This window comes from Mesorhizobium sp. ES1-4 (genome assembly GCF_020164745.1).
GTDB lineage: Bacteria > Pseudomonadota > Alphaproteobacteria > Rhizobiales > Rhizobiaceae > Mesorhizobium.
Genome location: NZ_JAIUGV010000005.1, coordinates 65,748 through 91,143, shown reverse-complemented (window position 1 = coordinate 91,143; position 25,396 = coordinate 65,748). Strand labels below are relative to the sequence as shown.

31 protein-coding genes are annotated in these 25,396 nt (G+C 63.3%); 19 read left to right on the top strand and 12 right to left on the bottom strand.

Features of this window, described 5'->3' with window-relative positions:
• Nucleotides 1-4: 4 nt before the first annotated feature.
• Together LB556_RS11000 and LB556_RS10995 are read right to left on the bottom strand one after the other, a co-directional pair.
• On the bottom strand, nt 5-538 hold the full coding sequence (locus LB556_RS11000; RefSeq protein WP_224566892.1) for a DUF1465 family protein: 534 nt from the start codon (nt 536-538) through the stop codon (nt 5-7).
• A gap of 384 nt (nt 539-922) precedes the next feature.
• Nucleotides 923-1,303: a hypothetical protein gene (locus tag LB556_RS10995; RefSeq protein ID WP_224566890.1), complete on the bottom strand. Its 381-nt coding sequence runs from the start codon at nt 1,301-1,303 to the stop codon at nt 923-925.
• A gap of 325 nt (nt 1,304-1,628) precedes the next feature.
• Between LB556_RS10995 and LB556_RS10990 the strand changes: the two genes are divergently transcribed.
• Nucleotides 1,629-2,180, top strand: a complete 552-nt coding sequence (locus LB556_RS10990) for a DUF2269 family protein (RefSeq protein ID WP_224566889.1) — start codon at nt 1,629-1,631, stop codon at nt 2,178-2,180.
• Nucleotides 2,181-2,208: 28 nt separating this feature from the next.
• On the opposite strand, the gene LB556_RS10985 is transcribed toward LB556_RS10990, so the two are convergent.
• A complete protein-coding gene (locus LB556_RS10985) occupies nt 2,209-2,979 on the bottom strand; it encodes a sulfite exporter TauE/SafE family protein (RefSeq protein ID WP_224566888.1) in 771 nt (256 codons plus the stop codon).
• A gap of 118 nt (nt 2,980-3,097) precedes the next feature.
• On the bottom strand, nt 3,098-3,826 hold the full coding sequence (locus LB556_RS10980) for a class I SAM-dependent methyltransferase (RefSeq protein WP_224567501.1): 729 nt from the start codon (nt 3,824-3,826) through the stop codon (nt 3,098-3,100).
• A gap of 254 nt (nt 3,827-4,080) precedes the next feature.
• On the opposite strand from LB556_RS10980, the gene LB556_RS10975 reads away from it, so the two are divergent.
• The 8 genes from LB556_RS10975 to LB556_RS10940 all read left to right on the top strand — a co-directional run bounded on the left by LB556_RS10975 (nt 4,081) and on the right by LB556_RS10940 (nt 11,010).
• Entirely contained in the window at nt 4,081-4,728 is a 648-nt protein-coding gene (locus tag LB556_RS10975) for a thiamine phosphate synthase (RefSeq protein ID WP_224566887.1), read from the top strand.
• Nucleotides 4,700-5,770 (top strand): tetratricopeptide repeat protein, encoded by a 1,071-nt coding sequence (locus LB556_RS10970; RefSeq protein ID WP_263485223.1) that lies wholly within the window; start codon nt 4,700-4,702, stop codon nt 5,768-5,770. The genes LB556_RS10975 and LB556_RS10970 overlap by 29 nt, the downstream gene beginning before the upstream one ends.
• Nucleotides 5,771-5,934: 164 nt before the next feature.
• Nucleotides 5,935-6,501, top strand: coding sequence for an elongation factor P (gene efp, locus LB556_RS10965; protein WP_027141779.1), 567 nt, complete (start codon nt 5,935-5,937; stop codon nt 6,499-6,501).
• An 84-nt stretch (nt 6,502-6,585) separates the two neighbouring features.
• Complete coding sequence (locus tag LB556_RS10960) at nt 6,586-7,386, top strand: inositol monophosphatase family protein (RefSeq protein WP_224566885.1); 801 nt, start codon at nt 6,586-6,588, stop codon at nt 7,384-7,386.
• 81 nt (nt 7,387-7,467) lie between these two features.
• A complete protein-coding gene (trhA, locus tag LB556_RS10955) occupies nt 7,468-8,154 on the top strand; it encodes a PAQR family membrane homeostasis protein TrhA (protein ID WP_224566884.1) in 687 nt (228 codons plus the stop codon).
• A gap of 120 nt (nt 8,155-8,274) precedes the next feature.
• Complete coding sequence (locus tag LB556_RS10950; RefSeq protein ID WP_224566883.1) at nt 8,275-9,300, top strand: MotA/TolQ/ExbB proton channel family protein; 1,026 nt, start codon at nt 8,275-8,277, stop codon at nt 9,298-9,300.
• A gap of 1 nt (nt 9,301) precedes the next feature.
• A complete protein-coding gene (locus LB556_RS10945) occupies nt 9,302-10,333 on the top strand; it encodes a peptidoglycan -binding protein (protein ID WP_224566882.1) in 1,032 nt (343 codons plus the stop codon).
• A gap of 248 nt (nt 10,334-10,581) precedes the next feature.
• The gene (locus LB556_RS10940) at nt 10,582-11,010 is read left to right on the top strand and encodes a hypothetical protein (protein ID WP_224566881.1); all 429 of its coding nucleotides are present in this window, start codon (nt 10,582-10,584) and stop codon (nt 11,008-11,010) included.
• 97 nt (nt 11,011-11,107) lie between these two features.
• Here LB556_RS10940 and LB556_RS10935 read toward each other — a convergent pair whose 3' ends face one another.
• Nucleotides 11,108-11,461 (bottom strand): DUF1304 domain-containing protein, encoded by a 354-nt coding sequence (locus LB556_RS10935; protein WP_224566879.1) that lies wholly within the window; start codon nt 11,459-11,461, stop codon nt 11,108-11,110.
• Nucleotides 11,462-11,603: 142 nt separating this feature from the next.
• Between LB556_RS10935 and LB556_RS10930 the strand changes: the two genes are divergently transcribed.
• The 4 genes from LB556_RS10930 to LB556_RS10915 all read left to right on the top strand — a co-directional run bounded on the left by LB556_RS10930 (nt 11,604) and on the right by LB556_RS10915 (nt 16,743).
• A complete protein-coding gene (locus tag LB556_RS10930; RefSeq protein ID WP_224566877.1) occupies nt 11,604-13,088 on the top strand; it encodes a carboxypeptidase M32 in 1,485 nt (494 codons plus the stop codon).
• A 174-nt stretch (nt 13,089-13,262) separates the two neighbouring features.
• A complete protein-coding gene (locus tag LB556_RS10925) occupies nt 13,263-15,233 on the top strand; it encodes a DUF3857 domain-containing protein (RefSeq protein ID WP_224566875.1) in 1,971 nt (656 codons plus the stop codon).
• Nucleotides 15,234-15,345: 112 nt separating this feature from the next.
• Complete coding sequence (locus LB556_RS10920; protein ID WP_318011277.1) at nt 15,346-15,972, top strand: GntR family transcriptional regulator; 627 nt, start codon at nt 15,346-15,348, stop codon at nt 15,970-15,972.
• 93 nt (nt 15,973-16,065) lie between these two features.
• Nucleotides 16,066-16,743 (top strand): nitroreductase family protein, encoded by a 678-nt coding sequence (locus LB556_RS10915; protein ID WP_224566872.1) that lies wholly within the window; start codon nt 16,066-16,068, stop codon nt 16,741-16,743.
• Between the two features lie 12 nt (nt 16,744-16,755).
• Here LB556_RS10915 and LB556_RS10910 read toward each other — a convergent pair whose 3' ends face one another.
• Nucleotides 16,756-18,555: an ABC transporter transmembrane domain-containing protein gene (locus LB556_RS10910; protein WP_224566871.1), complete on the bottom strand. Its 1,800-nt coding sequence runs from the start codon at nt 18,553-18,555 to the stop codon at nt 16,756-16,758.
• Between the two features lie 204 nt (nt 18,556-18,759).
• On the opposite strand from LB556_RS10910, the gene rpmE reads away from it, so the two are divergent.
• Nucleotides 18,760-18,981 carry a 50S ribosomal protein L31 gene (rpmE, locus tag LB556_RS10905; protein ID WP_010912060.1) on the top strand — a complete coding sequence of 74 codons (222 nt, stop codon included), beginning with the start codon at nt 18,760-18,762 and terminating at the stop codon, nt 18,979-18,981.
• 159 nt (nt 18,982-19,140) lie between these two features.
• Here the strand turns inward: rpmE and LB556_RS10900 are convergent, their stop codons facing one another.
• On the bottom strand, nt 19,141-19,770 hold the full coding sequence (locus LB556_RS10900) for a TetR/AcrR family transcriptional regulator (protein ID WP_224566870.1): 630 nt from the start codon (nt 19,768-19,770) through the stop codon (nt 19,141-19,143).
• Between the two features lie 133 nt (nt 19,771-19,903).
• Here LB556_RS10900 and LB556_RS10895 point away from each other — a divergent pair, with 133 nt between their 5' ends.
• Together LB556_RS10895 and LB556_RS10890 are read left to right on the top strand one after the other, a co-directional pair.
• Nucleotides 19,904-20,383 carry a DUF1772 domain-containing protein gene (locus LB556_RS10895; RefSeq protein WP_224566869.1) on the top strand — a complete coding sequence of 160 codons (480 nt, stop codon included), beginning with the start codon at nt 19,904-19,906 and terminating at the stop codon, nt 20,381-20,383.
• Nucleotides 20,384-20,446: 63 nt separating this feature from the next.
• Complete coding sequence (locus tag LB556_RS10890) at nt 20,447-20,608, top strand: hypothetical protein (RefSeq protein ID WP_224566868.1); 162 nt, start codon at nt 20,447-20,449, stop codon at nt 20,606-20,608.
• A gap of 24 nt (nt 20,609-20,632) precedes the next feature.
• Here LB556_RS10890 and LB556_RS10885 read toward each other — a convergent pair whose 3' ends face one another.
• The 3 genes from LB556_RS10885 to LB556_RS10875 all read right to left on the bottom strand — a co-directional run bounded on the left by LB556_RS10885 (nt 20,633) and on the right by LB556_RS10875 (nt 22,219).
• Nucleotides 20,633-20,929, bottom strand: a complete 297-nt coding sequence (locus LB556_RS10885; RefSeq protein ID WP_224566867.1) for a SelT/SelW/SelH family protein — start codon at nt 20,927-20,929, stop codon at nt 20,633-20,635.
• 17 nt (nt 20,930-20,946) lie between these two features.
• A complete protein-coding gene (locus LB556_RS10880) occupies nt 20,947-21,696 on the bottom strand; it encodes a YebC/PmpR family DNA-binding transcriptional regulator (protein ID WP_224566865.1) in 750 nt (249 codons plus the stop codon).
• Nucleotides 21,697-21,895: 199 nt separating this feature from the next.
• Nucleotides 21,896-22,219: an ArsR/SmtB family transcription factor gene (locus tag LB556_RS10875; RefSeq protein WP_224566863.1), complete on the bottom strand. Its 324-nt coding sequence runs from the start codon at nt 22,217-22,219 to the stop codon at nt 21,896-21,898.
• Between the two features lie 51 nt (nt 22,220-22,270).
• On the opposite strand from LB556_RS10875, the gene LB556_RS10870 reads away from it, so the two are divergent.
• The 3 genes from LB556_RS10870 to LB556_RS10860 are packed head-to-tail and all read left to right on the top strand — an operon-like array spanning nt 22,271 to nt 23,586.
• The gene (locus tag LB556_RS10870; RefSeq protein WP_224566861.1) at nt 22,271-22,753 is read left to right on the top strand and encodes an SRPBCC domain-containing protein; all 483 of its coding nucleotides are present in this window, start codon (nt 22,271-22,273) and stop codon (nt 22,751-22,753) included.
• A gap of 28 nt (nt 22,754-22,781) precedes the next feature.
• The gene (locus LB556_RS10865; protein ID WP_224566859.1) at nt 22,782-23,174 is read left to right on the top strand and encodes a VOC family protein; all 393 of its coding nucleotides are present in this window, start codon (nt 22,782-22,784) and stop codon (nt 23,172-23,174) included.
• Nucleotides 23,175-23,223: 49 nt separating this feature from the next.
• Complete coding sequence (locus tag LB556_RS10860) at nt 23,224-23,586, top strand: VOC family protein (RefSeq protein ID WP_224566857.1); 363 nt, start codon at nt 23,224-23,226, stop codon at nt 23,584-23,586.
• A gap of 107 nt (nt 23,587-23,693) precedes the next feature.
• Here the strand turns inward: LB556_RS10860 and LB556_RS10855 are convergent, their stop codons facing one another.
• Nucleotides 23,694-24,461: a TerC family protein gene (locus LB556_RS10855; protein ID WP_224566855.1), complete on the bottom strand. Its 768-nt coding sequence runs from the start codon at nt 24,459-24,461 to the stop codon at nt 23,694-23,696.
• 70 nt (nt 24,462-24,531) lie between these two features.
• Entirely contained in the window at nt 24,532-25,356 is an 825-nt protein-coding gene (locus LB556_RS10850; protein ID WP_224566853.1) for a YmdB family metallophosphoesterase, read from the bottom strand.
• Nucleotides 25,357-25,396: the final 40 nt, after the last annotated feature.

Sequence of the window (25,396 nt, the reverse complement as noted above, 5' to 3'; positions counted from 1 at the left end):
CCGACTAATTGCGGGCGAACGCCGTATTGAGCAGGCTGATCTGGTCCGAAACCGGATTGGGCCGGCGAGCCATGGGCTGCATGTCGACCACGGCGCCGGCGCCATAGATCTCTTCGTCCATGCGGCGCACCAATGCCTGCAGGCGTAGCGACCGGTTGACGAGGTCGAGGAAATCGTTCGGCAGTTCGGCCCAGCCCGCCGCCTCTTCATGAGCGGAAGCAGTGTCGAGGCGCACCTTGGACTTTTCCGAAGCCACCTGGTCGCGGGTCATCTCGCCGGAGTTCGCCGCGCGCTGCAAAAGCAGCCACGAGGCAACCTGCATCAGCCTGGTCGTCAGCCGCATCGATTCGGCCGCGTAGAGCGTTGCCGCCAGCCGCGACAGTTTCTTGGCTTCGGCCCGGCCCTTGCCGTCGAGATACTCCGCCGCCTGTTCGACGAGCCCCATGCCTTCCTGGTAGAGCGGTTTGAAGGAGTGCGAAAAAACCCGACGCTCCGCCAGCTTGACGGTTTTCGCAATGCCCTTCGAAGGCTCGTTCATGGATAACGCCCCTGCACTTGCAACCGGCCGATTCGGCTCTCTGCCGATACACCCGGGACCCTATAAGACTGAAGCTTGAAAATGCGCTTCGTCCGGGGTGAAGGCAAGCACATGTTTAACAGAAGGTTAACGGCGACCGGCTGTGCGGAATGCCGCCGGAATGCAGACAAAAAAAGAGCCGCGGATAAGGCGGCTCTCAGGAGTTTAACAGGGAGGCGTCAAACAAAGTGGCTCCAACCACTCGGTAAGAATCCAGATCACTGGATGGACATAGTAAACGCCTGTAAAGCTTAATAGACCCTTAACATTCCCGATAGTTTTCAACCCAACGCCGTGCTCTGTGCCGTAACAGCACAGCCGCACAGGCCAGGTTTCAGCCTTCACTCAGGCCTTTTTCCACACCACCGGCAAGGCGATGAAGGCGAACAGCAGCATGCCCGCGTAGAAGCCGATCGAGGATATCCCCAGCAACGGCTCGATCCCCGGGTTTCCGGCAAGCAGTATATAAAGGCCGATCATGAGCCCGATACCGCTGATTGCCGTCAGCCAGAAATGGACGAGTGCCAGCGTCTTTTGCCCGGCAGCCGGAAACAGGTGGTAGAAAAATGCGAAGACCGCCGACATCAGCCAGCCAGCCACCATCGTGTGGGCATGGGTCGGCATCTGGCCATGGTCCTGGCTGATGGCCATGTGGATGCCGAGTGCCATGCCGCACAGCGCATAGATGATCGCCAACGTAAAGAAATTCCGTGCTACCCCTTGCATATTAGTCCCCCGAATTGCCTTTTCCCAAGCTGGGAATGGGTTGATTGCCAGGCGAGCCCTCTCGTCGCCGGACTTCCGGCGACGGCACTAGCATCGACATTGTTTCCAGACGATGTCACGCCTCCCGACACTGCCGACATAGCAGAAAATTGGCGGTGCGTTCATCATATTAGTCGCTCCTCGTTTTCGGGCACTCTGAAACACAGCGGGCTTTTCCACGACATCGTTCCGAAACAGCCGCGGCGCTAAACGCTGCGGCGGCGAAGCGGCGGACCGGCAATGGCCCGCCCTCGCCAGCAACCATTGGGCATCGGGGAGAAGAGCCATGGATTTGTATTCCATCGTCAAATTGCTGCACATCCTTTCGGCGACGCTTTGGGTCGGCGGTGGCTTTACGCTGATGGTGCTGGCGACGCTGGCGGATCGTGCCGGCAACACGCAGGCAACATTGCAGGCGATGCGCGCCACCGGCGAACTGGGCAACCGCTTCTTCGCGCCGATGTCGATGCTGACACTGGCCTTCGGATTGATCATGTGCTGGTTCTGGGTCGGCTTCTCCGACCTCTGGATCCTGATCGGCCTGGCCGGCTACGCCACGACCTTCTGCATCGGTATGTTTGTTTTCAAGCCGACGGCCGACCGCATGGCCGCGATGATCGCCAGGGACGGCGTGACGCCCGCGGCACTTGCCTATGGCCAGCGCATCCTGCTGGCGGCGCGCTTCGATTATGCGGTCATGCTCGTCATCATTACCGACATGGTTCTGAAGCCGACCCTGCACGACGTCGCGGTTCTCGCCGGCATGGTGGTGGTCCTTGCCGCCGGTGCCACAATGGCGCTCGGCCGGGCAAGGCGCATGGCGCCCAGCGCCGCCTGATCAAAGCGTATCGCTGAAAGGCGCCGGCCTACATCAGGCCGGCAATCCCGTCCCACAGAAGTTTCACGGCCACGACCGCCACGGTCGCATAGGTGAAGGGATAAAAAATCTCCGGCCGCATGCGCCGCACCAGCCACGCGCCGGCGATGGTCGACAGTGGCGCCAGCGGCATCAGCACGGCCGACGCCGTCAGATTGGCGGTGTCGAACTGGCCGAGCGCGAAATAGGGGATGAGCTTCAGCGCGTTGGTGGCCGCGAAGAAGATCGCGGCAGTGCCCGACAGGACCTTCGGGTCGAGCCGGATCGGCAAGGCGTAGACCTGGAAGGGCGGGCCGCCGACATGGGCGACGAAGCTGGTGAACCCGGCGACCGTGCCCCATACCGCTGCGGCCACGCGATTGGGCGCGGCCGCGTGGTCGGACCCATGGCGAAATTGCAGGTAAAGCCAGCGCAGCACGAAGATGATCGCAACGGCGCCGATGATCAGCCGGACTACTTCCTCGGTGACGAATGCCGCCGTCAGCCAGCCAAGCCCGATGCCGATGACCGCACCCGGCATCATGTCGACGAGCATCTTTCCGTTATAGACACCCCACCATGTCCACACCGAGACGATATCCATCAGGCACAGGATGGGCAGCAGGATGGCAGCCGCCTGCACCGGCGGCATGGTCAGCGCCATCAGGGGCACGCCGACAAAGCCGATGGCGCCGCCAAAGCCGCCCTTGGACAGGCCCACCAGAATGACCGCGGGGACGGCGGCCGCGTAGAACCACGGATCGAGAAGCAGGCCTGACATGGGTGGGGACTGGTCTGGAGGGAAAGCGCGTCGGTGCCCTGAATAGCCCAGAATCGCCTGCTCGGCGACCGCGAATATGGGCTGCCCGCGAACCTATCGGGCCGACGGCTTCGAAAACCTATCGGCGCGCCGAAACCAGGAGAAACATCGGCCGCTCGAGCTCTTCCGCGAGGTCCGGCAGGGCCGCGATCTGCGCGTCCGTCGGGCGGAATTCCTCGACATGCTCGATCGTGTAACCCGTGCGGATCAGCGTGTTGAGCGTGGTGCCGATGGTGCGGTGATGTTTCACCACGCCCTTGGCCAGCCAGTCGGTCCTGCGCGGCCCTTCCACCAGATAGCGGCCGACAGGCCAGGTCTTTCTCCCCTCCCCATCGATCGACCAGCCCGGATTGGTGGGCGCCATATAGATCGGATGTTCCGTCGAGAAGACAAAACGGCCGCGAGGCGACAGGGCCTGGTGCACGGTGCTGAACAGGCGCTCAACATCCTCGACATAGTGCAGGGCGAGCGAGCTGTAGGCGAGATCGAAGCCTCCCCGCGGCAGGCTGAGCTGGTCGAGGTCGGCCCTTTCATAGGTGATGCCGGTATCGGGGCCGGCGGCTCTCGCCCCGGCCAGCATCTTTTCCGACAAGTCCAGCCCGAGGACGTCGCCCGCCCCTTGTTCATGCGCCCAGCGGCAGAACCAGCCGAAGCCGCAGCCGAGATCGACGATCCTCAGGCCTGCGACATCAGGCAGCATCGCGCGAAGCGCCGGCCATTCGGCGGCGCCGTCCAGGCCTTTGACCGAGCGGCCGAGCTGGCTGTAGCCCGCGAAGAAATCCGGTTGATCGTAGATATTCTGCGCCATGTTTTTCTCGCTCATCAGACTGCAACTGGCGGAAGGCTCGTTTGGTGCACTGGGGCCGCGCCTTCCCACCATGGCCATGCCAAGTCAAGCCCGCGAGGCGGCCACCGCGGGGTCCATGACACGGCTTTGCTGCCGTCTTCCGACCGTTGCGGCCATCGACCATGGCTGCCCGCCTGTTCAAAGCGGGCAGTTTGCTCTATGCCGCAATCCAACCATCTTCGCCCGGCATAGGCGAAACCCGGGATCGAAGAACCATGAATGACGCAACGCCTCCCAACCGCTGCCGCATCGTACTGATCGCGCCGCCCGGCGTGCCGGCTGCCCGTATTGCGGCCGCGTTCGACGGCGGCGACGTCGCCTCGCTGATCCTTCCCGAGAACGGCATGGACGAGGCCTCCTTCCAGGCCTTTGCCGAACAGATCGTGCCGGCCGCGCAAGCCGCTGGCGTCGCCGTCATCATCGCCGGCGATACCCGCATCGCGGGCCGGGTCCAGGCCGACGGCATCCATGTCGAGGTTTCCAAGGCCGAACTTGCCGAGACGATCGAGCATTTCCAGGCCAAGATGATGGTCGGCGCTGGCGGCGCCAAGACGCGCGACGACGCGCTCGAGCTTGGCGAGACACGGCCGGACTACATCTTCTTCGGCCGCTTCGGCTACGACAACAAGCCCGAGCCGCATCCGCGCAACCTGTCGTTGGGGCAATGGTGGGCGCAGATGATCCAGATCCCTTGCATCGTCGAGGCCGGTTCCGATCTTGCCTCCGTCGAAACGGTGGCCGCCACCGAAGCCGAATTCGTCGCGCTGTCGAGCGCCGTGTTCGCCGACGGTGTCGATCCGAAGGCGGCGATCGCCCGGGCCAATGCGCTGCTCGATGAAACAGCGCCGCGCTTCGAGGATTGACGTGTCCCTGGCAAGGCTTTCCCTTCAGGCCCTGCTTGCGGCGGCGATGATTCAGGCCGCCGCCGCTCAAACCATACCCTTGCCACAGGCTAGGCCGGAAGCCGGCGTGCATACCGACAAGCCGATCGAAAAGCAGCTGCCGCAGCCCGCCACCACGTCCGAGCCCGCGCCGCTGCCGTCGGCCGACACCATCAATCCCGACCGCTTCGGCGCCAAGCCGGCGGACGCCGCCTATGGCGCCTTCCAGCGTGGGCTCTACAAGACGGCCTATAATCTGGCGCTGGTCCGTGCGCAGAACGGCGACCCGGCGGCGCAGACGCTGGTGGCCGAGATTCTGTCGCATGGGTTGGGTGTGCCGTTGAACGCGGCCGGGGCCGCGAAATGGTACGCGCTAGCCGCGGAGCAAGGCGTGCCGGAAGCGCAGTTCCAGTATGCGCTGATGCTACTCGACGGCCGCTACGTCAAGAAGGACGAGAAGGGCGCCTATGCCCTGATGCAGGCCGCCGCCGAAGCCGGCAACCAGCTGGCGCAATTCAATTTCGCGCAGATGCTGGTTCAGCAGGACCCCGGTGATGCGGGCCTGGCAAAGGCGGTTCCCTATTATGAGCGCGCCGCCGCGACCGGCCTCGCCGACGCCCAGTACGCCATGTCGCAGATCTATGCCAACGGCGTCGGCGGCAAGCCGCGCGACGATGCGCAGGCACGGCGGCTGCTGGCGCAGGCCGCCCGTCAGAATTACGACACCGCGCAGATCGATCTCGCCGCCTGGATGATCGAGGGCCGCGGCGGCCCGCGCGACCTGAAATCGGCTTTCGCCTGGACGAAGCAGGCCGCCGAAGGCGGCAATGTCGCGGCCCAGAACCGCCTGGCAAAGCTCTATATGCAAGGCATCGGCACCGATCCGGACCTCGTGCTCGCCGGCGCCTGGTACATCGTCGCCCGCCGCGCCGGCCTCATCGATCAGGAGATGGACGATTTCCTGCAAGGTCTGGGCGACGACCAGACCAGGCAGGCCCTGCAGAAGGCGAACCGGTTGCCCTGACGGCGGCTGGCGAAATCGACCGGCGCCGGCTCCGTCGCCCGGCCCAACCTGCCCACTCCCTTGCCTCTTCGGGTGATTTGTGGTCTTGGGAGCCCGAAATCGCTTTCCCAGCGAACATCCCATGCCAACGGCTGGCTGTTGGCAGCATCCCGGATCCCATAATCATGGCCAAGATCAATGGCAACGAAATCCGTCCCGGCTACGTCATCGAGCACGATGGCGGCCTCTGGGTGGCGGTCAGGACCAACACCGTCAAGCCCGGCAAGGGCGGCGCCTACAACCAGGTCGAACTGAAGAACCTCATCAACGGCACCAAGCTCAACGAGCGCTTCCGCTCGGCGGAGACGGTCGAACAGATCCGGCTCGACCTGAAGGATTTTTCCTTCCTCTACGAGCAGGAAGACGCGCTGGTGTTCATGGACACCCAAAGCTACGAGCAGCTCGAACTGAACAAGGATTTCGTCGGCGACCGCGCCGCGTTCCTGCAGGACGGCATGATGGTGACCGTTCAGCTCTACGAGGAGAGGCCGATCGGCATTTCCCTGCCCGACTACGTGACGCTGACCATCACCGAGGCGGATCCCGTGGTGAAGGGCCAGACGGCGGCGTCATCCTATAAGCCGGCGGTGCTGGAAAACGGCATTCGGGTGCTGGTGCCGCCCTTCATCGGCGCCGGCGAACGCATCATCGTCGACACCAACGAAATCACTTACGTGCGCCGCGCCGACTGATGCATGTCGGCGGAAGTGACCCGGTCTGGGTACACCGACATGCATCGAGACAGAACCTGAAGCGCCGCACCAGGAAGAAGCACTATGGCACGCTCCGCCCTCCTAAACGTCATGGTCCAGGCCGCAATGAAGGCCGGCCGCTCGCTGTCGCGCGACTTCGGCGAGGTCCAGAACCTGCAGGTCTCGATGAAGGGCCCCGGCGACTATGTCAGCCAGGCCGACCGCAAGGCCGAGGACATCGTCTTTGCCGAACTGTCGAAGGCGCGCCCGGGCTACGCCTTCCTGATGGAAGAACGCGGCGCGGTCGCCGGCGATGACAGCCAGCACCGCTGGATCGTCGATCCGCTCGACGGCACCACCAATTTCCTGCACGGCATTCCGCTTTTCGCCGTCTCGATCGCGCTCGAGCGCCAGGGCCAGATCGTTGCCGGCGTCATCTACAATCCGGCCATGGACGAACTCTACACGGCCGAGCGCGGCGGCGGCGCCTTCCTCAACGACCGCCGCTTGCGCGTCGCCGGCCGCGCCAAGCTCGTCGACACCGTCATCGGCTGCGGCGTGCCGCATCTCGGACGGGGCCAGCACGGCAACTTCCTGATCGAACTGCGCCATGTCATGGCCGAGGTCTCCGGCGTCCGGCGCCTGGGATCGGCCTCGCTCGATCTCGCCTATGTCGCGGCCGGGCGCATGGACGGGTTCTGGGAAGTCGGGCTGTCGGCATGGGATATCGCCGCCGGCCTGCTCTTGATCCGCGAAGCCGGCGGCTTCGTCTCCGACATGGATGGCGGACAGGACATGCTGGACAACGGCTCGGTGGTGGCCGGCAACGAGATTATCCAGCGCGCGCTCCTGAAGACGGTGAAAAAGCCGCTCCCGCCGCGCTGAACCGCCGCAGTCGCAAAACCGCAAACAAAGCTTGAAATACTGTCCGGCGGTTACCCAGATTGGGGTGATGCAGGACAACAGATGACCAACACGCCGCCACAGATCGAGATTCCGTTCATCGGACGCTGGCACTATTCGCGCGCCGAGATGATCGCCGACGGGATCGTCCACGCGGTGGGCATCGTACTGGCGATCGCGGCGGGTTCCGCGCTGCTGGCGCTCGCAGCCTTCCGGGTCGGGCCAGGCGAATACGTCGCCGCCGTCTTCTATGTCGCCTCGCTGCTCACCGTGCTCTCGGTATCGCTGGCCTACAATCTGTGGCCGGTGACCTCGCCGGCGAAATGGATCTTGCGGCGTTTCGATCATGCCGCGATCTATCTCTTGATCGCCGCCACCTACACACCCTTTCTCGCCCAGTTGGGAAACTCGCCGCTGGCGCGCTGGATGATCTTTCTGGTCTGGGCCGCGGCCGCGACAGGCATCGCCATCAAGGTGTTTTTCCCTGGCCGCTTCGACCGGCTGGCGATCGTGTTCTACCTTGCCATCGGCTGGAGCGGCATCGTCCTTGTCAAACCCCTCGTCGAGACGCTGCCAACCACATCGATCATGCTCATCGTCGCTGGCGGCGTCGTCTATTCCTGCGGCGTGATTTTCTTCGCCTGGAAGGGGCTGCGCTTCCACAACGCCCTGTGGCACGGCTTCGTCGTCACCGGCGCCGGCCTGCATCTGGCAGCCATGGTCGATTGCCTGGTTATCAACCGCCTTTGAAGCGCAGGCTCCGAAGGCCGCCTGTGGCAATATTGCCAAGCACCATTCAATTTGGTCACAATTCCGTTTAGAGTCGCCGACTACGTGATCGGCGGCAGCGGCATCGGAAACGGGGCACGGATGGCTTTTCTCAGATCCTTCGGCATGGGCAGGCGCTCCGACGTCCTGATCTACGATCCGCATAAATTGTCGAGTCCGCAGGTCTTCCTGCTGACGATGGTCATCTTCCTGGCCATCGTCGCCTTCATCGTCGCCATCCTGACCCGGCAGGTCTCGACTGCGTTCGTCACCAATCCCGGACTCAACGGCCTCATCGTCGGCGTGCTCGTCGTCGGCATCCTGCTGGCCTTCACGCAGGTCGGGCGGCTGTTTCGGGAGGTGCGCTGGGTCAACTCCTTCCGCGCCGGCTCGGAAACCACGGAACCGGTGCTGCTGGCGCCGATGAAGGCGATGATCGGTCGTTCCTCATCCATGGCCTTTTCGACCTCATCGATGCGCACCATGCTCGATTCCATCGCTACGCGCCTTGACGAAAGCCGCGACACCTCGCGCTACCTGGTGGGCCTTTTGGTGTTCCTCGGCCTGCTTGGCACCTTCTGGGGCCTTTTGAATACGATCGGCTCGATCCGCGAGACCATCGGATCGCTCGATCCCGGCACGGGTGATGCAGCTGCGGTGCTCGACTCGCTGAAGCAGGGCCTGTCGGCGCCGCTGGCCGGCATGGGCACCGCCTTCTCGTCGTCGCTGTTCGGCCTCTCCGGTTCGCTCGTGCTCGGCTTCCTCGACCTGCAGGCCGGCCGCGCCCAGACGCGCTTCTACACCGAACTCGAAAACTGGCTGTCCTCGGTCACCGATCTGTCGTCCGACATCGTCGTTTCCGACCCGGCCAAGACCGAACCCTCCGACGAAATCCGCCTGTTGTCGGAGCGGTTGCGCAGCATGCAGGAGAATGGCGGCGGCTCCAACCCGCGCGTCGCCACCGCCATGGCCAATCTCGCCGACGGCATTTCCGGCCTGGTCAAGAACATGCGTTCCGAGCAGCAGATCATGCGCGATTGGGTCGAGGCCCAGTCCGACGAGCAGAAGGCGATGCGCAACACGCTGGAAAAGATCGCCGACGCGCTGAAGAAGCCCGGGGTGCACTAGCATGGCGCTTGCCAGGAGCCGGCGCGCCGATCGCCGCATCGACTATTGGCCAGGCTTCGTCGACGCGCTGTCGACGCTGTTGCTCGCCATCATGTTCCTGCTCACCGTTTTCGTGCTGGCGCAGTTCCTGCTCGGCCGCGAAATCTCCGGCAAGGACACGGCACTGTCGCGCCTCAATTCGCAGATCAACGAACTGACCCAGCTTCTGGCGCTGGAGCGCTCGACGGCGCAGGACAAAGAGGATTCGCTCGCCAATCTGCAGGCGTCCCTGTCGGCGGCCCAGGCGGAAAAGAGCCGGCTTGAACAGTTGCTGGCGCAAGGTGCCGGCGCCGGCGACGCCGCCAACCAGCGCGCGACGGCCCTGTCGGGCGAGCTCGACAGCCAGCGCCAGATCAGCCAGCAGGCGCTGAGCCAGGTCGAGATTCTCAACCAGCAGATCGCGGCCTTGCGCAAGCAGATCGGCGCGCTCGAAGATGCCCTCAACGTATCAGAAACGCGCGACCGCGATTCCAACACCAAGATCGCCGATCTCGGCCGTCGCCTCAACGTGGCGCTGGCGCAACGTGTGCAGGAGTTGAACCGCTACCGCTCCGATTTCTTCGGGCGCCTGCGCGAAATCCTCGCCGACCGCGAGAACATCCGCATTGTCGGCGACCGCTTCGTGTTCCAGTCGGAAGTGCTGTTCCCGACCGGCTCAGAAGTGATCAACGACGCCGGCAAGGTCGAGATGAAGAAGCTCGCCGACGCCATCATCGAATTGCAGAAAGAGATTCCGCCGGAGATCAACTGGGTGCTGCGCGTCGACGGCCACACCGACAACAAGCCGCTGTCCGGCAATGGCCGCTACCGCGACAATTGGGAACTGTCGACGGCGCGCTCGACCTCGGTGGTCAAGTTCCTGATCGAGAACGGCGTACCGGCCAATCGGCTGGTCGCCGCCGGCTTCGGCGAGTTCCAGCCGCTCGATCCCGCCGACACCGACGAGGCGCGCAACAAGAACCGCCGCATTGAGCTGAAGCTCACCGAACGTTGATCCGTCATCACGCGATCTCACGCGAAATTGTTTGTCGGCTCAACTCTAGGGCGCAGAGGGTGGCCGGCAAGACCTGAAAAGATTATCTTTTTTTAATTACACTTCGCGCCGGAGCGCTCCTAGCCTGCTCCCAGGGCCGAGAACCGCCGGCGATGACTCTCCCATCGCGACGCGACGGAACCGGACGGCTCACATCCGGAACGCGGAGTGGCAAGCCCGCTCCCTTTCCAGCAAAAGGAGGCGCCTTCATGCGCTCTTCAGCATCTCTCAAGACTGCAACCCTTGCCGCGGTTCTGATCGCCGCCCCGCTTGCCGGCGCTTATGCCGCGGGCCATCACAAAGGTGGCGCGATGGACGCGACCGACCCGACCGACATGACGGGACCGCGTGTCGAGGCGCTCGTTGAACAGGTTCAAGGCGTCCACCAGGGTATCGTGGACGCCAGGGACGCCAACACCATCACCCCGGCCGCCGCGGAGCGCCTGGAAATGCGCACCGCCCGCATCAGTCAGGCCGCCGAGACGATAGCCACGTCGGATCACGGCAGGATACCGTCCGCGCGGTACCATGAGCTGCTGCGCCGGCTCGACAATGTCGATCAGCGTTTGATGGTCGAAACCGGCAGCGGCTTCATGGTGGGCGACGGCGCCGACGGCGGAAACTATCCGAACGGCTGAGGCCACCCGCCTGTAAAGGTCCGAGAGGAAGGGACCAACTGGCGCCTTCGGGACCCCAATCCCGCGGGCGTCCTTTTGCCTTGCCGGCCCATCTCGCCTACCAGCCGAGCCAGACCGCGATCAGGGCGGCCACCGCCGGAACGGCCTGGATGAACAGGATCTTGCGGCCGACCGTCGCGGCGCCATAGAGGCCGGCAATGGCCACGCACAACAGGAAGAAGACCTTGACCTGGAAACCGGCGGCGCCGAGGTAAAGCCCCCAGATCAGGCCGGCGGCGAGAAATCCATTATAGAGACCCTGATTGGCAGCGAGCACTTTCGAGGCGCTGGCGAATTCCGGCGTCAGGCGGAATGTCTTGTGCCCGCGCGGCGTGTCCCAAATGACCATCTCGAGATAGACGATGTAAACGTGGATCAAGGCCACCAGCCCGACCAGGATGTTGCCGATCATTCTGCTCCCCCTTCATGCGTCGCCGGCAGCATTTCATGCTCGACCTCGGCCGCGCAAGCTGCATCTGCCGGATGATATCCGAGGGTTGCCAACGCTTTTGCGTTGGTGTCTTTTCGCGCCGTCCTCAATCACGGAAGCCGCCATGTCCTTTAAAAAACTCGACGACCTCGGCCACAAGCTCGAAGCGCTTGAGCATGCGCTGGCCATCCTCGGCGCCGACGAAGCAACGCATATGGCGGTCGGCGGCGGCGAGAAGCGTGCCGAGGCGATGGCGGCACTGGCCGGCATGTATCATACCAGGGCGACCGCGCCGGAAATCTCGGACTGGATCGCCGCTGCGGAAAGCGAGGCATTGGACGACGAGCAGCGCGCGGCGGCGGGCGAACTGCGGCGGCAATATACCAATCTGACCTGCCTGCCGGTCGAATTCGTCGAGCGCCAGACGACGGCGCGCATGCGTTGCGAGCAGCTATGGCGCGACCTGCGCGCCAAGAACGACTGGGCCGGCTTCCAGCCGGCGCTCGAGGGCGTGGTGGCGCTGGTGCGCGAAGAGGCCGCCCTGCGTTCCGACGTGCTCGGCCTTGCACCCTATGATGCGCTTATGGAGCAATTCGATCCCGGCAACCGCACGGCGGAGATCACGCCTGTCTTCGCCGATCTGAAGACCTTCCTCAAAGGCTTCGTGCCGGAAGCGCTGGCGATCCAGGAAGCGCGGCTGCGCAAGCATCCGCTGAAGCCGCTTTCGGGCACCTATGCGATCGATCGCCAGCGCGAGCTCGGCCTTGCCATGATGGCCGCGGTCGGCTTCGACCTGACGCACGGCTCGCTGTCGGTGTCGCACCATCCGTTCTGCGGCGGCGTACCCAGCGACGTGCGCATCACCACCCGCTACAAGACATCGGATTTCCTGTCGGCGCTGATGGGGGTGCTGCACGAGACCGGCCACGCGCTCTACGAGCAGAACCTGCCCAAGGCATGGGCGCACTGGCCGCTCGGCAAGGCCCGCGGCATGGCTGTGCATGAGAGCCAGAGCCTGTTCGTCGAAAAGCAGATCGGCCGCAATCCTGCCTTCTGGCGCTGGGCACTGCCGGTGGTGGAAAAGCATCTCGGCGAAGCCTGGTCGCTCGACGATATCCTGCCGCATGTGCATCGCGTCGAGCGCGGCCTGATCCGCGTCGACGCCGACGAAGTGACCTATCCCCTGCATGTCATCCTGCGCTACGAACTGGAGCAGCAGATGGTCTCCGGCAGGCTGGAGGTGGCTGATCTGCCCGAAGCCTGGGATGCCAAGATGCGCGACTATCTCGGCCTCTCCACCATTGACAATCCGGCCGATGGGCCGATGCAGGACGTGCATTGGCCGGGTGCCGCTTTCGGCTATTTCCCTTCCTACACGCTCGGCGCGATGATGGCGGCGCAGCAATGGGCCGCGCTGGCGCGCGAGCATCCTTCAGCCGACGACGATCTCGCGAAGGGGAATTTCGCGGCAATCAATGAATGGCGCCGCGGGAAGATCTGGTCGCAGGGGTCACGCTGGTCGACGCCGGACCTGCTCGAACGCGCCACCGGCGAAAAACTCAATGCGGTTTATTTCGTCAATCACCTGAAGCAGCGCTACGGTGGATGAGGCCGGCCGCCGTGCCGTCCTCATCTGGGCGCAGGCGGCTGCCGACGAACCAAGATCGCCGCCGGGCTTCCCGCACGGCGGCGATCTTGCTAGCTCGCGTCCATTTTTCTATCACTGGTGGTATCCGACGGTATCTGGCAAGACGTTGGGATCATACGGGCGGGGTGCTTTCCGGTGTCATCTTCTGCGATCACACGGCTTTTCTTGCTGATTGCCTTCGCGATGTTCTGCGCGCCGGCCATGGCGGACGCCGAAATCCACAAGGGCGCCGCCGGCGGCTGGATCGAGCGGATCGAGCTTCCCAGGGCCGACCCGCGCTTCGACAGCCAGATCAAGAGCGGCATCTCCAATCTTGTCTCGGAGTATCAGATCCGTCATCGGCCTGATGGCATCGAGGCGTTCGACCACTATGCCTACAGAATAGTCGACCGCACCGGGCTCGAGCAGGGCGCCGCCGTCAATTTCGAATTCGACCCGGCGACGTCGCAAGTCACGATGAACTGGCTGAACATCATCCGCGACGGCGTGGTGATCGAGCGGTTGCCAGGGGCCAGCTTCGATGTGTTCCGGCGCGAGAAGGATGCGGAGAAGGGCCTGTTCGATGGCTGGCTCACCGCTTATGTCAATGTCGACGATGTCCGCGTCGGCGATATCATCGACTACGGCAAGACCACCATCAGGACACCGATCGTCGGCGCGGATCTGTTTTTCCACTCGGTCGCCGTGGCTTGGGGCGAGCCTATCGCGCTGATCCGCGAAAAGGTCATCTGGCCGGCAAGCCAGCCCCTGAACATTCGCCAGGTCCGCACCGACATCCAGCCGGATATCAAGACCGAAGGTGCGTTCAAAACCTACACCTGGCAAAGCATCAATCCTCTCCCGGTCAAGCCCGAGGAGAACCTGCCGGCGGATTTCCTCACCTATCCGACGGTGCAGGTTTCCTCGACGGATAGGTGGCAGGATGTCGTCGACGCGATGTTGCCTTACTACCGGCTCGATCAGGAATTGCCGGCCGCCTTCGCCGCCAAGCTCGATGACATCGCCGCCAGATACGCCAGGCCGGAAGACCGGATGATCGAGGCGATGCGGCTGGTTCAGGACAGCATCCGTTATGTGAGCCTGTCGATGGGCCGCGGCTCCTATATTCCCCGCTCCCCGGGCACCGTCATCGCCAGCGGCTTTGGCGACTGCAAGGACAAGGCCCTGCTCCTTGCCTCCAGCCTGCGCCGCCTCGGCGTCCAGGCCGATCCGGCCCTGACGGATCTCGACGATGGATTGGCGCTTGGCGACATGCTGCCGACGATCCGCGCTTTCGACCATGTCATCGTCAAGGCTTCGATCAGAAGCCAGACATACTGGATCGATGCGACCAATTATCTGCAGGGCGGCAGGGCCGAGAATCTTGTTCCGCCCGACTACGGCTTTGCCTTGCCGATCGTCGCCGGCAGCGCGCGGATGGAACGGATCGAACGTAAGGAGCTTTTCCAGCCGACGACCTTCGTCAGCGAGGCGTTAGACTTCCCACAAAGCAAGGGCGAGGCGCTGAAGCTGACGGTCACCACGACCTACCGGGACGCGGACGCCGACAGCATGCGCTACAGGCTGGTTTCGCAATCGGCCAACAAGCTCGCCGATGACTATCTCCAGTATTACAACCGCCAGTATCCCGGGATGGCCAGTCTGGCGCCGCTGGCGACACGGGACGATCGCGACGGCAACATCGTCACGACGGTCGAAGCCTACCAGTTGCCGCCGGAGGCTCTCGACGAGGATGATCTCGCCAAGGATTTTCCGCTGAAGGCGGATGTCGGCATCGGCAATTTGCCGCAGCCGGACATGGTTGGCCGGACCGGGCCGGTCTGGCTCGGCAGCCCGATGTTCAAGCGTCATCAATGCATCGTCAGGAACCTGAAGGCGAAGTTTGCCGGACCCGAGAAATCCGACGACGTGATCACGCCCTATGTCGCCTTCAAGGCGCGCTGGTCGAGCACGCCGACCGAATTTCAGGTCGACTGGTTTCTGAAGACCATCGGCGATCGGGTTCCGGCCAAGGACATCGGCTCCTATCTGAAGTCCCGCAGGAAGATGGTCGACAACTCGTTCTGGAGTTACAATTTCGCCTATGCCGAGACCGAGGCGAACTGAGCCAGGCCGGGCGCCGGCAAGATGCATCGCGGCCTGAAACTCTTTGTGATGCGGAGTGCGGGTGGGGGGGAAACCATTGGCCGACCAGGATAGCGCTTCAACCGTCCAGCAAGTGGCGTTCGCCATCACCGCCGCCGTCAGGGGCGGTCATCTGGCGCCGGGCCAACGCCTCACCGAGGCCGAGTTCGTTCGCCGTCACCGCGTGTCGCGCTCAACGGTGCGTGAAGCCTTCCAACGGCTGGCCGCCGACGGGCTGCTGACCCTCGAGCCGCATCGCGGCGTCGTGGTTCGCCAATTGTCGCGCAAGGAGGTCAACGATCTCTTCCGGGTTCGCGGCGCCCTGGAGGCGCTTGCGGTTGGCCTGGCGGTGCCGGCATTGCAAGCCGCCCCGCGCCGGCTGCTCGACCTGCAGGACGAGATGGACCAGGCGGTTGAAGCCAACGACATGACCGCCTTCTCCAATCTGAACCACCGCTTCCACGCCATGTTTACGCATATTGCCGACAACGTACTTCTGACGCAGTCACTGCTGCGTCTTTCCAACTCGATCTACTGGTTGCAGTTCCGCTTGCTGATCGACCGCGAGAACGTCTTCCGGAGCAATACCCAGCATCGGCGAATCGTCGATGCGGTCCTCACCGGTGACGCTGCGTCGGCCGAAGCCGCGATGCGCCACCACATCGATGCATCACGCCTTCTGGTCCAGTCGCTTTCCGACGAGCATTTTAGCCCGCCATGACCGACAGGCCTGTCGGTCCATACCCCGCATTCCAGCTTGCATCCAATAGGATTGTCCGACAATATTGTTGGACAACGTAGCCGCGAGTTTCCGATGAACGTCTCCTACGCACCTGTCCCCCTGCCCGACTATCGCGAACTCCCGCTCGAGACGATGCGCGCGAATGCCGACGCCTTCTATGCCGAGCTGCGCGCCCGCCACACGGTGCGCGATTTCTCATCCAGGCCGGTGCCGCGCGATGTTATCGAAACCTGCATCCTGGCCGCGGGCACCGCGCCGAACGGCGCCAATCATCAACCATGGCATTTCGCCGTGATCGGCGACCCGACGATCAAGAAAAAGATTCGCGATGCGGCTGAAGCCGAGGAGCGCGCCTTTTACGCCGGCCGTGCCGGAGAGGAATGGCTTGCAGCCCTGGCCCCGCTCGGAACGGACGAGAACAAGCCGTTTCTGGAAGAAGCGCCGTGGCTGATCTGCATCTTCGGCGAGCGCAAGAGCCGCTCGGCCGACGGCGTGCTGCGCAAGAATTACTATGTGCCGGAATCGGTCAGCATCGCCACCGGCTTCCTGATCGCGGCACTGCACCGGGCAGGCCTCGTCATGCTCACCCACACACCCAATCCGATGAGTTTCTTGAACCAGATTTGCGGGCGCGACCCGCATGACAAGCCATACATACTGATGGTTGTCGGCTACCCAAAGGACGGTGCGACCATCCCGGCGCATGCGCTGGAAAAGCGTCCGCTCAAGGACATAGCGACGTTCTTGTAAGGCGGTCGCGGATTATTCCGCCGCGCCCCTGAAGGCGCTGGCGCCGGTCTCGAACTGCAGTTTGGCCAGCCTCGCATAGATGCCGCCTTTGGCGACCAGGCTCTGATGCGTGCCCTCCTCGACGATGCGGCCGCCATCCATGACCAGGATCCGGTCGGCCTTGAGCACCGTCGCCAGCCGGTGGGCAATGACGATGGTGGTGCGCCCCTGCATCAGCCGCTCGAGCGCCGTCTGCACCAGTGTCTCGCTTTCGGCGTCGAGGGCCGAGGTCGCCTCGTCGAGCAGCAGGATCGGCGCATCGCGCAGGATGGCGCGGGCGATCGCCACCCGCTGGCGCTGGCCGCCGGACAGTGTCACACCGCGCTCGCCGACCTCGCTGTCGTAGCCCTTCTCGAGCTTGAGGATGAATTGATCGGCCAGCGCATCCTTCGCAGCCGCCTCGATCTCGGCCTCGCTGGCGCCTGGCCGGCCAAAACCGATATTGTCGCGCGCGCTCGCCGCGAAGATGGTGACGTCTTGCGGCACGATGGCGATGCGCTGCCTGACCGAAATTGGATCGGCTTCGCGGACGTCGACGCCGTCAATCAGGATCTTGCCGGTTTCGGGATCGTAGAAGCGCAGGATCAGCGAGAAGACGGTGGTTTTGCCGGCACCCGAGGGACCGACGATGGCCACGGTCTCGCCGGGCTTGACGGAAAAACTCAAGCCATGGACGGCGGCGCGGTCGGGCCTTGCCGGGTAGGAGAAGGAGACGTCATCGAAGGCGATCGCGCCCTTGGCGGCCGCCGGCATCGGCTTCGGCTCGGCCGGCGCCCGGATCGCCGGCGTCTCGGCAAGAATCTCGGTCAGCCGCTCAGCCGCGCCCGCCGCTTGCGCAAGTTCGCCCCAGACCTCCGACAGCGCGCCGAGCGCACCGGCGGCGAACACCGAATAAAGCAGGAACTGCCCAAGCGTACCGGGTGACAGTGTGCCGTCGAGCACGTCGCGCGAGCCGAACCACAGCACCGCCACGACGGACGAGAAGATGGTGAAGATGGCAAAGAAGGTGAGGAACGAGCGCGCGAAGATCGAGGCCCGCGCCGCATCGAAGGCGGCTTCCACCGCGCCCGAGAAGCGTCCGGTGACCAGTTTCTCGTTGGTGAAGGCCTGCAGCGTGCGCACCGCGCCGATCTGCTCGCTGGCATAGGCTGTCGCCTCCGCGAGCGTGTCCTGCGCCTGCCTTGACTTGCGCCGCACGGAGCGGCCGAAGGCGACCAGCGGCAGCACGATGATTGGAATGGCCGCTATGACCAGCCCCGACAGTTTCGGGCTGGTGACGACCATCATTCCGACAGCGCCGAGGCCGAGGATGACGTTGCGCAGCGCGACCGAGGCCGTGGCGCCTACCGCCGACTTGACCTGCGTGGTGTCGGCGGCAAGCCGGGACACGATCTCGCCCGACTGGGCGGTGTCGAAGAAGGCCGGCGACAGCGTCGTCACATGGGCAAAGACATCGCGCCTGATGTCGGCGACGACGCGCTCGCCGAGCGTGATGACGAAATAATAACGGCCGGCCGATGCCGCCGCCAGCACGGCGGCCATCACCACCAGCGCGGCGAAGTATTCGGCGATGAAGGTGGTGCTGGACGACGAGAAACCGTGATCGATCATGCGTCGTACGGCCAGTGGCAGCGTCAATGTCGTTGCCGCCGCGATGGTCAGCGAGATGATGGCGCCGACGACCAGCGTGCGATAGTGCCCGATATAGGGGAACAGGCGTCTGAGCGGCTTGAGCGAGCGGCGGCGCTCGTCTGCGCTGCTGGATTGCGCCATCTCGATGTTTCCTCTGGCCGCCTCGGCATATGCGCCTCAATATGCGCTCGCCGCCGCTTGTGATTCAATTCCGGCTGATGTATAGGCACGCCGACCGTTTTAGAAGCCGTGGCTCCTCAATAGCTGCGGCTTCGAGTTTTAAAAAGGGGCGCATCGACGCAGGCTTATGCCCGTCCGCCGCGCCAGCAAGCCAGGAACCGAGCCATGAAGAGCGCTATTCATCCCGACTACCACACCATCAAGGTCGTCATGACCGACGGCACCGAATACACGACCCGTTCGACCTGGGGCAAGGAAGGCGACACGATGAACCTCGACATCGACCCGACCACCCACCCGGCCTGGACCGGCGGCCAGCAGACCCTGCTCGACCGCGGCGGCCGCCTGTCGAAGTTCAAGAAGCGCTTCGAGGGTTTCGGCCTCTAAGGCCAGTCACCCCTGCAGAATTTGAAAAACCCGCCGTCGTGGCGGGTTTTTTATTGCGCAAAACCATCTCCTTTGTCCCCGTCTCTATAGGGGCAGAGGGGGCTCCGTTCCCTGACGGGTTTCGCCAACTGTGAACGCTACCGGAAGCTCAAGGCGTCCCTATTCCGCCAGCAATTCCCGCAGCGCCATGCGCTTGTAGGCGGCGACCAGCCTGTCGCCCTCCTGCCGCTCGACCGAGATCGCCAGCCGCATGGCCGCCTCGCCCATCTGCCAGACGAGGAACGCCGTGGTCTCCAGTGAGACGGGGTCGGCGCCGGGACGTAGCCGCTTCAGCACCGCGACGAGGAATTCGGCGTTGGCGCGGCTGTCGGCGAGTTCAAGCCGGCGCAACGCCTTGTCGGCCTGTGTGCCCGACCAGACGTCGCGCATCACCGGCTCGGCCAGGAACAGCCTGTAATAGATATCGACCAGCTCTGAAAACGCGCGCCGCAGCCCTTCTGCATCCGTTACATCCTTGAGTGCCGCCGAGATGCAGGCCTGGCTTTCCACGGTATAACGCTCGGCCAGCGCCCAGACGATCGCCCGCTTGTCCGGAAAGAACTGGTAGAGCGACCCGATCGACACTTCAGCCCGTTCGGCGACTTCGCCCATGCGCATGGCATCGCTGCCTTGCTCGGCGATCAGCGCCGAGGCGGCGGCCAGCATGCGCTCGACCCGTTCGCGGCTGCGCTGCTGGCTCGGTGCCCGGCGCGGCGAAGCGATCTGCTCGTTGGCCCGCGTGCCTTCCATGGCTGTCTCCAACAATCTGTCTCAACAATCGCGCTCGGCAAAATCGCCTCGAATGGCTTGACTCGTAAAATACGAAAGTTTATCACGTTTTACAAATATGAGGATTACTCATATTTCAACGGAGGAACTCGACATGATCTCGAAATTTCTTCCCACCCTCACCTTTATCGCCGCGATCGGCGCCGGCGTCGTCGGCGGCGTGTTCTTCGCCTTCTCCAATTTCGTCATGCCGGCGCTCGCCCGGCTGCCCGCGGCGGGCGGCATCGCCGCCATGAATTCGATCAACGTCGCCGTCATCACGCCAATGTTCATGACGGCCCTTTTCGGCACCGGCCTGATCTGCCTCGTGCTTATCGCCGGCGCCATCATCGGCTGGGGTCAGCCGGGTTCGCTCTGGCTTCTCGCCGGCGCACTGATCTATCTCGTCGGCAACCCGATCGTGACCATGGTCTTCAACGTGCCGCTCAACGGCGCGCTGGCCGCCGTCGATCCGGCCAGCAGCAATGGCGCCGGCGTCTGGACCGACTTTCTCAGGGACTGGGTGATGTGGAACCATGTCCGCACCGTCACAGCCATCATGGCGATGGCATCCTTCTGGTTCGCGGCGCGTTGACAGGTTTCCGGGTCGCCGCATCCGGGCACCGCGGCGGTCACGAGCATTATCGGGAGAAGAGCCATGAATGATCCTTATTCGACCATGGCAGTGGGCATTGCGGTCGGCGTCGGCCTCGGCGCCGCCCTTGGCGCGGCGATGGATGACCCAGCCGTCGGCATCGGCATGGGCATAGCAATCGGTGCCGGGATCGGGGCTGTGTTGGGAAAGAGGCGCGGCAAATGACCGTCCAGCTTTGGCGAGAGGATATCAGCTCTTCGCCTTGCGATCGGCGTGACCGAGGTCACGGTCCGGATCGAGGACGTCGCGGACCAGCTGCTTGAGTTTGGCCGCGTCCGGGAACCCGCCGTCGCGCTTGCGGTCCCAGACCAGCACATCGTTGCACGAGATGGTGAAGATGCCGCCAGTGCCCGGCACCAGCGTCACCTCGCCGAGATCGGTACCAAAGGTGGAGAGCAGCTCCTGCGCCATCCAGCCGGCGCGCAGCAGCCACTGGCACTGCGTGCAGTAGGTGATGCGGATGGCGGGCAACTGAGCTTTGCTCATGTCGTATCGGGCGTCACTCACGCCGCGCTGAGCTTGGCCAAGGTCTCGTCGTCGACTTCGAAGTTGGCGTACACGCTTTGCACGTCGTCATCGTCCTCGAGCGTCGCAACCAGCTTCATCAGCGACTGCGCCCGCTCTTCGTCGACCGGGACATTGTTCTGCGGCTTCCAGATCGTCTTGACCGATTCGGCCTCGCCGAGCGAGGCTTCAAGCGCCTTGGACACTTCGCCGAGATTCTCGAAGGCGCAATAGATCGTGTGGCCTTCCTCATCCGATTCGACATCGTCGGCGCCGGCTTCGATCGCCGCGTCCATGATCTTGTCGGCACCGCCGACCGAGGCCGGATAGTAGATTTCGCCGGCGCGATCCCACATGAACGACACCGATCCGGTTTCGCCAAGCGCGCCGCCGGCCTTGGTGAAGGCGGCGCGGACATTGGATGCCGAACGGTTGCGGTTGTCGGTCAGCGCCTCGACGATCACGGCGACGCCACCGGGCCCATACCCTTCGTAGCGCACGGCTTCGTAGTTCTCGGCATCGCCCATCGAGGCCTTGTTGATGGCGCGCTGGATATTGTCCTTCGGCATCGACACCGCCTTGGCGTTCTGGATCGCTAGGCGCAGGCGCGGGTTCATCGATGGATCCGGCGTCCCACTCTTGGCGGCAACGGTGATTTCGCGCGCCAGCTTGGAAAACATTTTCGACCGCACCGCATCCTGTCGGCCCTTGCGGTGCATGATGTTCTTGAACTGTGAATGGCCAGCCATGGCACCCCTGTCGTGTTCGGCTAGAGCGTCTTGCCGCGAGATGCGTCATCTCGCCTTTGCAAAAGGCTCGAATTCAAAATTTCAGAACGTCCCTGATGCGTCCGGGTGGACGCGCGGCGCTCCTGTCGGAATGGCCGGCTTATAGATAAATCGGCTCAATTCGTCCAGCCGCGCCGCGCTACGGCGATCCCGTCCGTGCCTATGCTTCCAGATCGGATTTCAGCCGGTCGATGATGCTCAGCGCATGGCCGGCATACTGGCTGATCCAGCGGTCGTGGATCTGCTTGATCGGCAGCGCGTTGAGATGGTTCCAGCGCTCGCGTCCGTCACGGCGCGCAACAATCAGATCCGCCTCCTCCAGCACCTTGAGATGCAGCATGACGGTGCAGCGGTCGATATCGGGAAAGGCATCGCACAGCATGCCGGTGGTCTTGGGCTCGTCTTTTAACTGATCGAGCATTTCACGCCGGCGCGGATGGGCCAGCGCCTTGAAAACATTGTCGTCCTTCGATCGGCTTGACATGTTATGTTTCTATAACATATCGTTTGTGCGATCAAGCAAGGAGCTGTGGATATGTCTCTTGGGTTCAAGGTTTCCGGCCGCATCGGCAAACCGGTCGCCGAAGTCTTCGACGCGGTCGTCAATCCTAAGAAGCTCAGCGGTTATTTCACCACCATCGGCGGCGCCAGCGCGCCACTGGTCGCCGGTTCGGGCGTCGTCTGGTGGAGCAAGGTGCCGGTCGAGGTCGACGAGGTGGTCAAGGACAGCCGCATCGTGTTGCGCTGGGACGCCACCGATGCCGAGGGAAAGCCGGCCTACAAGACCCGAATCGAGATGAATTTCGAGCCGCTCGACGATGGCGGCACCTTCGTCACCATCGCCGAGAGCGGCTGGCAGGAAGGCGCGGCCGGCCTGAAGAAGTCCTATCTCAATTGCGAGGGATGGTCGCAGATGCTGGCCTGCATGAAGGCCTATGTCGAATACGGCATCAACCTGCGCGACGGCTATTACCGCAGTGAGATGAAGGGCGAGCCCGCCAGCGAGACCAACGTTTGAGTGACGACAGGAAAGAGGGAAACCCGTAATGACGAAAGTAACGCCATTCCTGATGTTCGAAGACAAAGCCGAAGAGGCGATGACCCTTTATTGCGAGACCATTCCGGGCAGCAGAGTCCTTGACGTCAAACGCTATGGCGCCGGCGAAGACGGCCCTGAAGGAACGCTCAAGTTGGCGCGCCTCTCCATCAGCGGCCTGGAGGTGATGGTCTACGACAGCCCGGTTCACCACGCTTTCACCTTCACACCTTCGGTCTCATTCTACGTTGACTGTTCCTCCGAACAGGATCTGGACCGCATCGTCGAAACGCTTTCCAGAGGCGGCGGGTTTCTGATGCCGCCAGACAATTACGGCTTCAGCCGGCGTTTTGCCTGGCTCAACGACAGGTTCGGTGTCTCATGGCAGATCAATCTGCCCTGACGGAACGCAAGCTGACAACCCAACCTTCCCGCGACAAAGGACGTGCGCAATGACTTCGAAGATCACCGGCGGCATCAACATCGCCATGAAGGTGCCAACCCACCAGTACGAAGCGACGGTCGCCTTCTACCGCGACGTCGTCGGCCTCAAGCCATTCACCGATAAGGCGCCGGCGATCGGCTTCGAACTTGGCCCCAACCGGCTATGGATCGACGCGGCGCCGACGATGAGCCAGGCCGAGGTCTGGCTGGAACTCTTCACGCAGGATTTTCCGGGCGCCGCCGAGCATCTCGCCGAGGCCGGTGTCGTACGCTGCGACGCCATCGAACCGCTGGGCGAGGGTTTCCGTGGTGGCTGGATCACCAATCCGGCCAACATCGTTCACATGGTGCGCGAACCCGACGCCTGGTGAGCGCCGTGGCGGGCTTAGCTCCAATTCTGGGCCGGACGTTTCGCCCGTCAGGCAAGACGACCAGCTTGGCTAACTGATCGCGTTTGTCCCGGCTGAGCTTTTTGCTGTCAGTGCCCTTCGCCGGATTTCGATTTCTTCCGGTTCCGCGCCAGCATGTTGAGCCCCTCGACCAGCGCCGAAAAACCCATCGCCGCGTAGATGTAGCCCTTGGGCACGTGATAACCCATGCCGTCGGCGATCAGCGTCATGCCGATCATCAGCAGGAAGCCCAGCGCCAGCATCACGATGCTGGGGTTCCTGGCGATGAAGTCCGCCAACGGTCCGGCGGCCAGCATCATCACCGTGACGGCCGCGATGACCGCGATGTACATGATGACGATCTCATCGGTCATGCCGACGGCGGTGATGATGGAATCGATGGAGAAGACGAGGTCGAGCAGCAGGATCTGGAAGATCGCGCCGGCAAGCGAGATCTTGAGCGTTTCGCCCAGCATCGTGTCCTGGTGGTCAACGGGGTCGACGGTGTGATGGATTTCCTTGGTCGCCTTCCACACCAGGAACAGGCCGCCGGCGATCAGGATCAGGTCACGCCAGGAGAAACCATGGCCGAACGCGGTGAAAACCGGCGCCGTCAACTGGACAATGACGGAAATGGTGGCGAGCAACACCAGCCGCATGATCAGCGCCGCGGAGATTCCGAGGCGTCGGGCGCGGGCGCGCTGCGCTTCCGGCAGCTTGTTGGTCAGGATGGAGATGAAGATCAGATTGTCGATGCCGAGCACGATCTCGAGCACCACCAGCGTCAATAGCGCCACCCAGGCGGTTGGATCAGAAACGAATTGAAAATGCGGCGCCAGGAATTCAACGAGCTGCATGGAGGTCGTCCCCTCTACGATCTAGAGCAGTTTCGTCGCCAGTTAGGTATGATACTTCGGCATATCAATGTCATGCCCAGAAGGATGGAGCCGTTTCTTCCAGCCGTGGCCCGCGACGAAACGGCGCGATCTTCTCGGTCAGGCCCGTGCGGTCGGAAATGGTGACGCCGAGGCCACATAATGTCGCCGGCCCCGTCGCGGCTTCGAAACGCCCTTTGGGCACTTTCGACAGAAACCGGTTGAGCGGTTCTTCCTTGTCCATGCCGAGCGAGGAATCATAGTCACCGCACATGCCGGCGTCGGAGAGGTAGCCGGTGCCGCCATTGAGGATCTGGTGATCGGCCGTGGGCTGGTGCGTGTGGGTGCCGACAACAAGGCTGGCGCGGCCATCGACGAAATGCGCGAAGCACATTTTCTCCGAAGTTGCCTCGGCGTGGAAATCGATGACCACGGCATCGGCCTGTTCACCGAGCGGACAGGCGGCAAGCTCGCGCTCGCCCGCCTGGAACGGGTCGTCGAGCTCGGGATGCATGAACACCCGGCCCATGATGTTGGCGACCAGCACGCGCGCGCCATTTTTGGCGATGTAGACGCCGGAGCCGCGCCCGGGCGTGCCTTTGGGAAAATTGGAGGGCCGCAGGAAACGCTGCTCACGCGGCGCGAAGGCCAGTGCGTCGCGCTGGTCCCAGACATGGTTGCCGGTGGTCACGACATCGCAACCCGCCGCGATCGTGTCGCGAAAGATCTCTTCGGTGATCCCGAAGCCGCCAGCGGCGTTCTCGCCATTGACGATGACGAAATCGAGTTTGAAGTCGGAGATCAGGCCAGGCAGTTGTTCCCACACCGCAGTGCGGCCTGTCTTGCCGACCATGTCCCCGAGGAAGAGAAGTCTCATCTATGCCCGATCCCGAAAAGTTGCATGACTTTTCGGCAAA

What these genes read in the sequence shown, in the direction of transcription:
- rpmE (WP_010912060.1), top strand. Translation starts at nt 18,760, where the DNA reads ATGAAGAGCGCTATTCATCCCGACTACCACACCATCAAGGTCGTCATG.
- LB556_RS10870 (WP_224566861.1), top strand. Translation starts at nt 22,271, where the DNA reads ATGTCTCTTGGGTTCAAGGTTTCCGGCCGCATCGGCAAACCGGTCGCC.
- LB556_RS10930 (WP_224566877.1), top strand. Translation starts at nt 11,604, where the DNA reads ATGTCCTTTAAAAAACTCGACGACCTCGGCCACAAGCTCGAAGCGCTT.
- LB556_RS10865 (WP_224566859.1), top strand. Translation starts at nt 22,782, where the DNA reads ATGACGAAAGTAACGCCATTCCTGATGTTCGAAGACAAAGCCGAAGAG.
- LB556_RS10890 (WP_224566868.1), top strand. Translation starts at nt 20,447, where the DNA reads ATGAATGATCCTTATTCGACCATGGCAGTGGGCATTGCGGTCGGCGTC.
- LB556_RS10935 (WP_224566879.1), bottom strand. Translation starts at nt 11,461, where the DNA reads ATGATCGGCAACATCCTGGTCGGGCTGGTGGCCTTGATCCACGTTTAC.
- LB556_RS10850 (WP_224566853.1), bottom strand. Translation starts at nt 25,356, where the DNA reads ATGAGACTTCTCTTCCTCGGGGACATGGTCGGCAAGACAGGCCGCACT.
- LB556_RS10980 (WP_224567501.1), bottom strand. Translation starts at nt 3,826, where the DNA reads ATGGCGCAGAATATCTACGATCAACCGGATTTCTTCGCGGGCTACAGC.
- LB556_RS10940 (WP_224566881.1), top strand. Translation starts at nt 10,582, where the DNA reads ATGCGCTCTTCAGCATCTCTCAAGACTGCAACCCTTGCCGCGGTTCTG.
- LB556_RS10885 (WP_224566867.1), bottom strand. Translation starts at nt 20,929, where the DNA reads ATGAGCAAAGCTCAGTTGCCCGCCATCCGCATCACCTACTGCACGCAG.
- efp (WP_027141779.1), top strand. Translation starts at nt 5,935, where the DNA reads ATGGCCAAGATCAATGGCAACGAAATCCGTCCCGGCTACGTCATCGAG.
- LB556_RS10960 (WP_224566885.1), top strand. Translation starts at nt 6,586, where the DNA reads ATGGCACGCTCCGCCCTCCTAAACGTCATGGTCCAGGCCGCAATGAAG.
- LB556_RS10995 (WP_224566890.1), bottom strand. Translation starts at nt 1,303, where the DNA reads ATGCAAGGGGTAGCACGGAATTTCTTTACGTTGGCGATCATCTATGCG.
- LB556_RS10915 (WP_224566872.1), top strand. Translation starts at nt 16,066, where the DNA reads ATGAACGTCTCCTACGCACCTGTCCCCCTGCCCGACTATCGCGAACTC.
- LB556_RS10910 (WP_224566871.1), bottom strand. Translation starts at nt 18,555, where the DNA reads ATGGCGCAATCCAGCAGCGCAGACGAGCGCCGCCGCTCGCTCAAGCCG.
- LB556_RS10855 (WP_224566855.1), bottom strand. Translation starts at nt 24,461, where the DNA reads ATGCAGCTCGTTGAATTCCTGGCGCCGCATTTTCAATTCGTTTCTGAT.
- trhA (WP_224566884.1), top strand. Translation starts at nt 7,468, where the DNA reads ATGACCAACACGCCGCCACAGATCGAGATTCCGTTCATCGGACGCTGG.
- LB556_RS10975 (WP_224566887.1), top strand. Translation starts at nt 4,081, where the DNA reads ATGAATGACGCAACGCCTCCCAACCGCTGCCGCATCGTACTGATCGCG.
- LB556_RS11000 (WP_224566892.1), bottom strand. Translation starts at nt 538, where the DNA reads ATGAACGAGCCTTCGAAGGGCATTGCGAAAACCGTCAAGCTGGCGGAG.
- LB556_RS10950 (WP_224566883.1), top strand. Translation starts at nt 8,275, where the DNA reads ATGGCTTTTCTCAGATCCTTCGGCATGGGCAGGCGCTCCGACGTCCTG.
- LB556_RS10970 (WP_263485223.1), top strand. Translation starts at nt 4,700, where the DNA reads ATGAAACAGCGCCGCGCTTCGAGGATTGACGTGTCCCTGGCAAGGCTT.
- LB556_RS10990 (WP_224566889.1), top strand. Translation starts at nt 1,629, where the DNA reads ATGGATTTGTATTCCATCGTCAAATTGCTGCACATCCTTTCGGCGACG.
- LB556_RS10945 (WP_224566882.1), top strand. Translation starts at nt 9,302, where the DNA reads ATGGCGCTTGCCAGGAGCCGGCGCGCCGATCGCCGCATCGACTATTGG.
- LB556_RS10875 (WP_224566863.1), bottom strand. Translation starts at nt 22,219, where the DNA reads ATGTCAAGCCGATCGAAGGACGACAATGTTTTCAAGGCGCTGGCCCAT.
- LB556_RS10880 (WP_224566865.1), bottom strand. Translation starts at nt 21,696, where the DNA reads ATGGCTGGCCATTCACAGTTCAAGAACATCATGCACCGCAAGGGCCGA.
- LB556_RS10895 (WP_224566869.1), top strand. Translation starts at nt 19,904, where the DNA reads ATGATCTCGAAATTTCTTCCCACCCTCACCTTTATCGCCGCGATCGGC.
- LB556_RS10900 (WP_224566870.1), bottom strand. Translation starts at nt 19,770, where the DNA reads ATGGAAGGCACGCGGGCCAACGAGCAGATCGCTTCGCCGCGCCGGGCA.
- LB556_RS10860 (WP_224566857.1), top strand. Translation starts at nt 23,224, where the DNA reads ATGACTTCGAAGATCACCGGCGGCATCAACATCGCCATGAAGGTGCCA.
- LB556_RS10985 (WP_224566888.1), bottom strand. Translation starts at nt 2,979, where the DNA reads ATGTCAGGCCTGCTTCTCGATCCGTGGTTCTACGCGGCCGCCGTCCCC.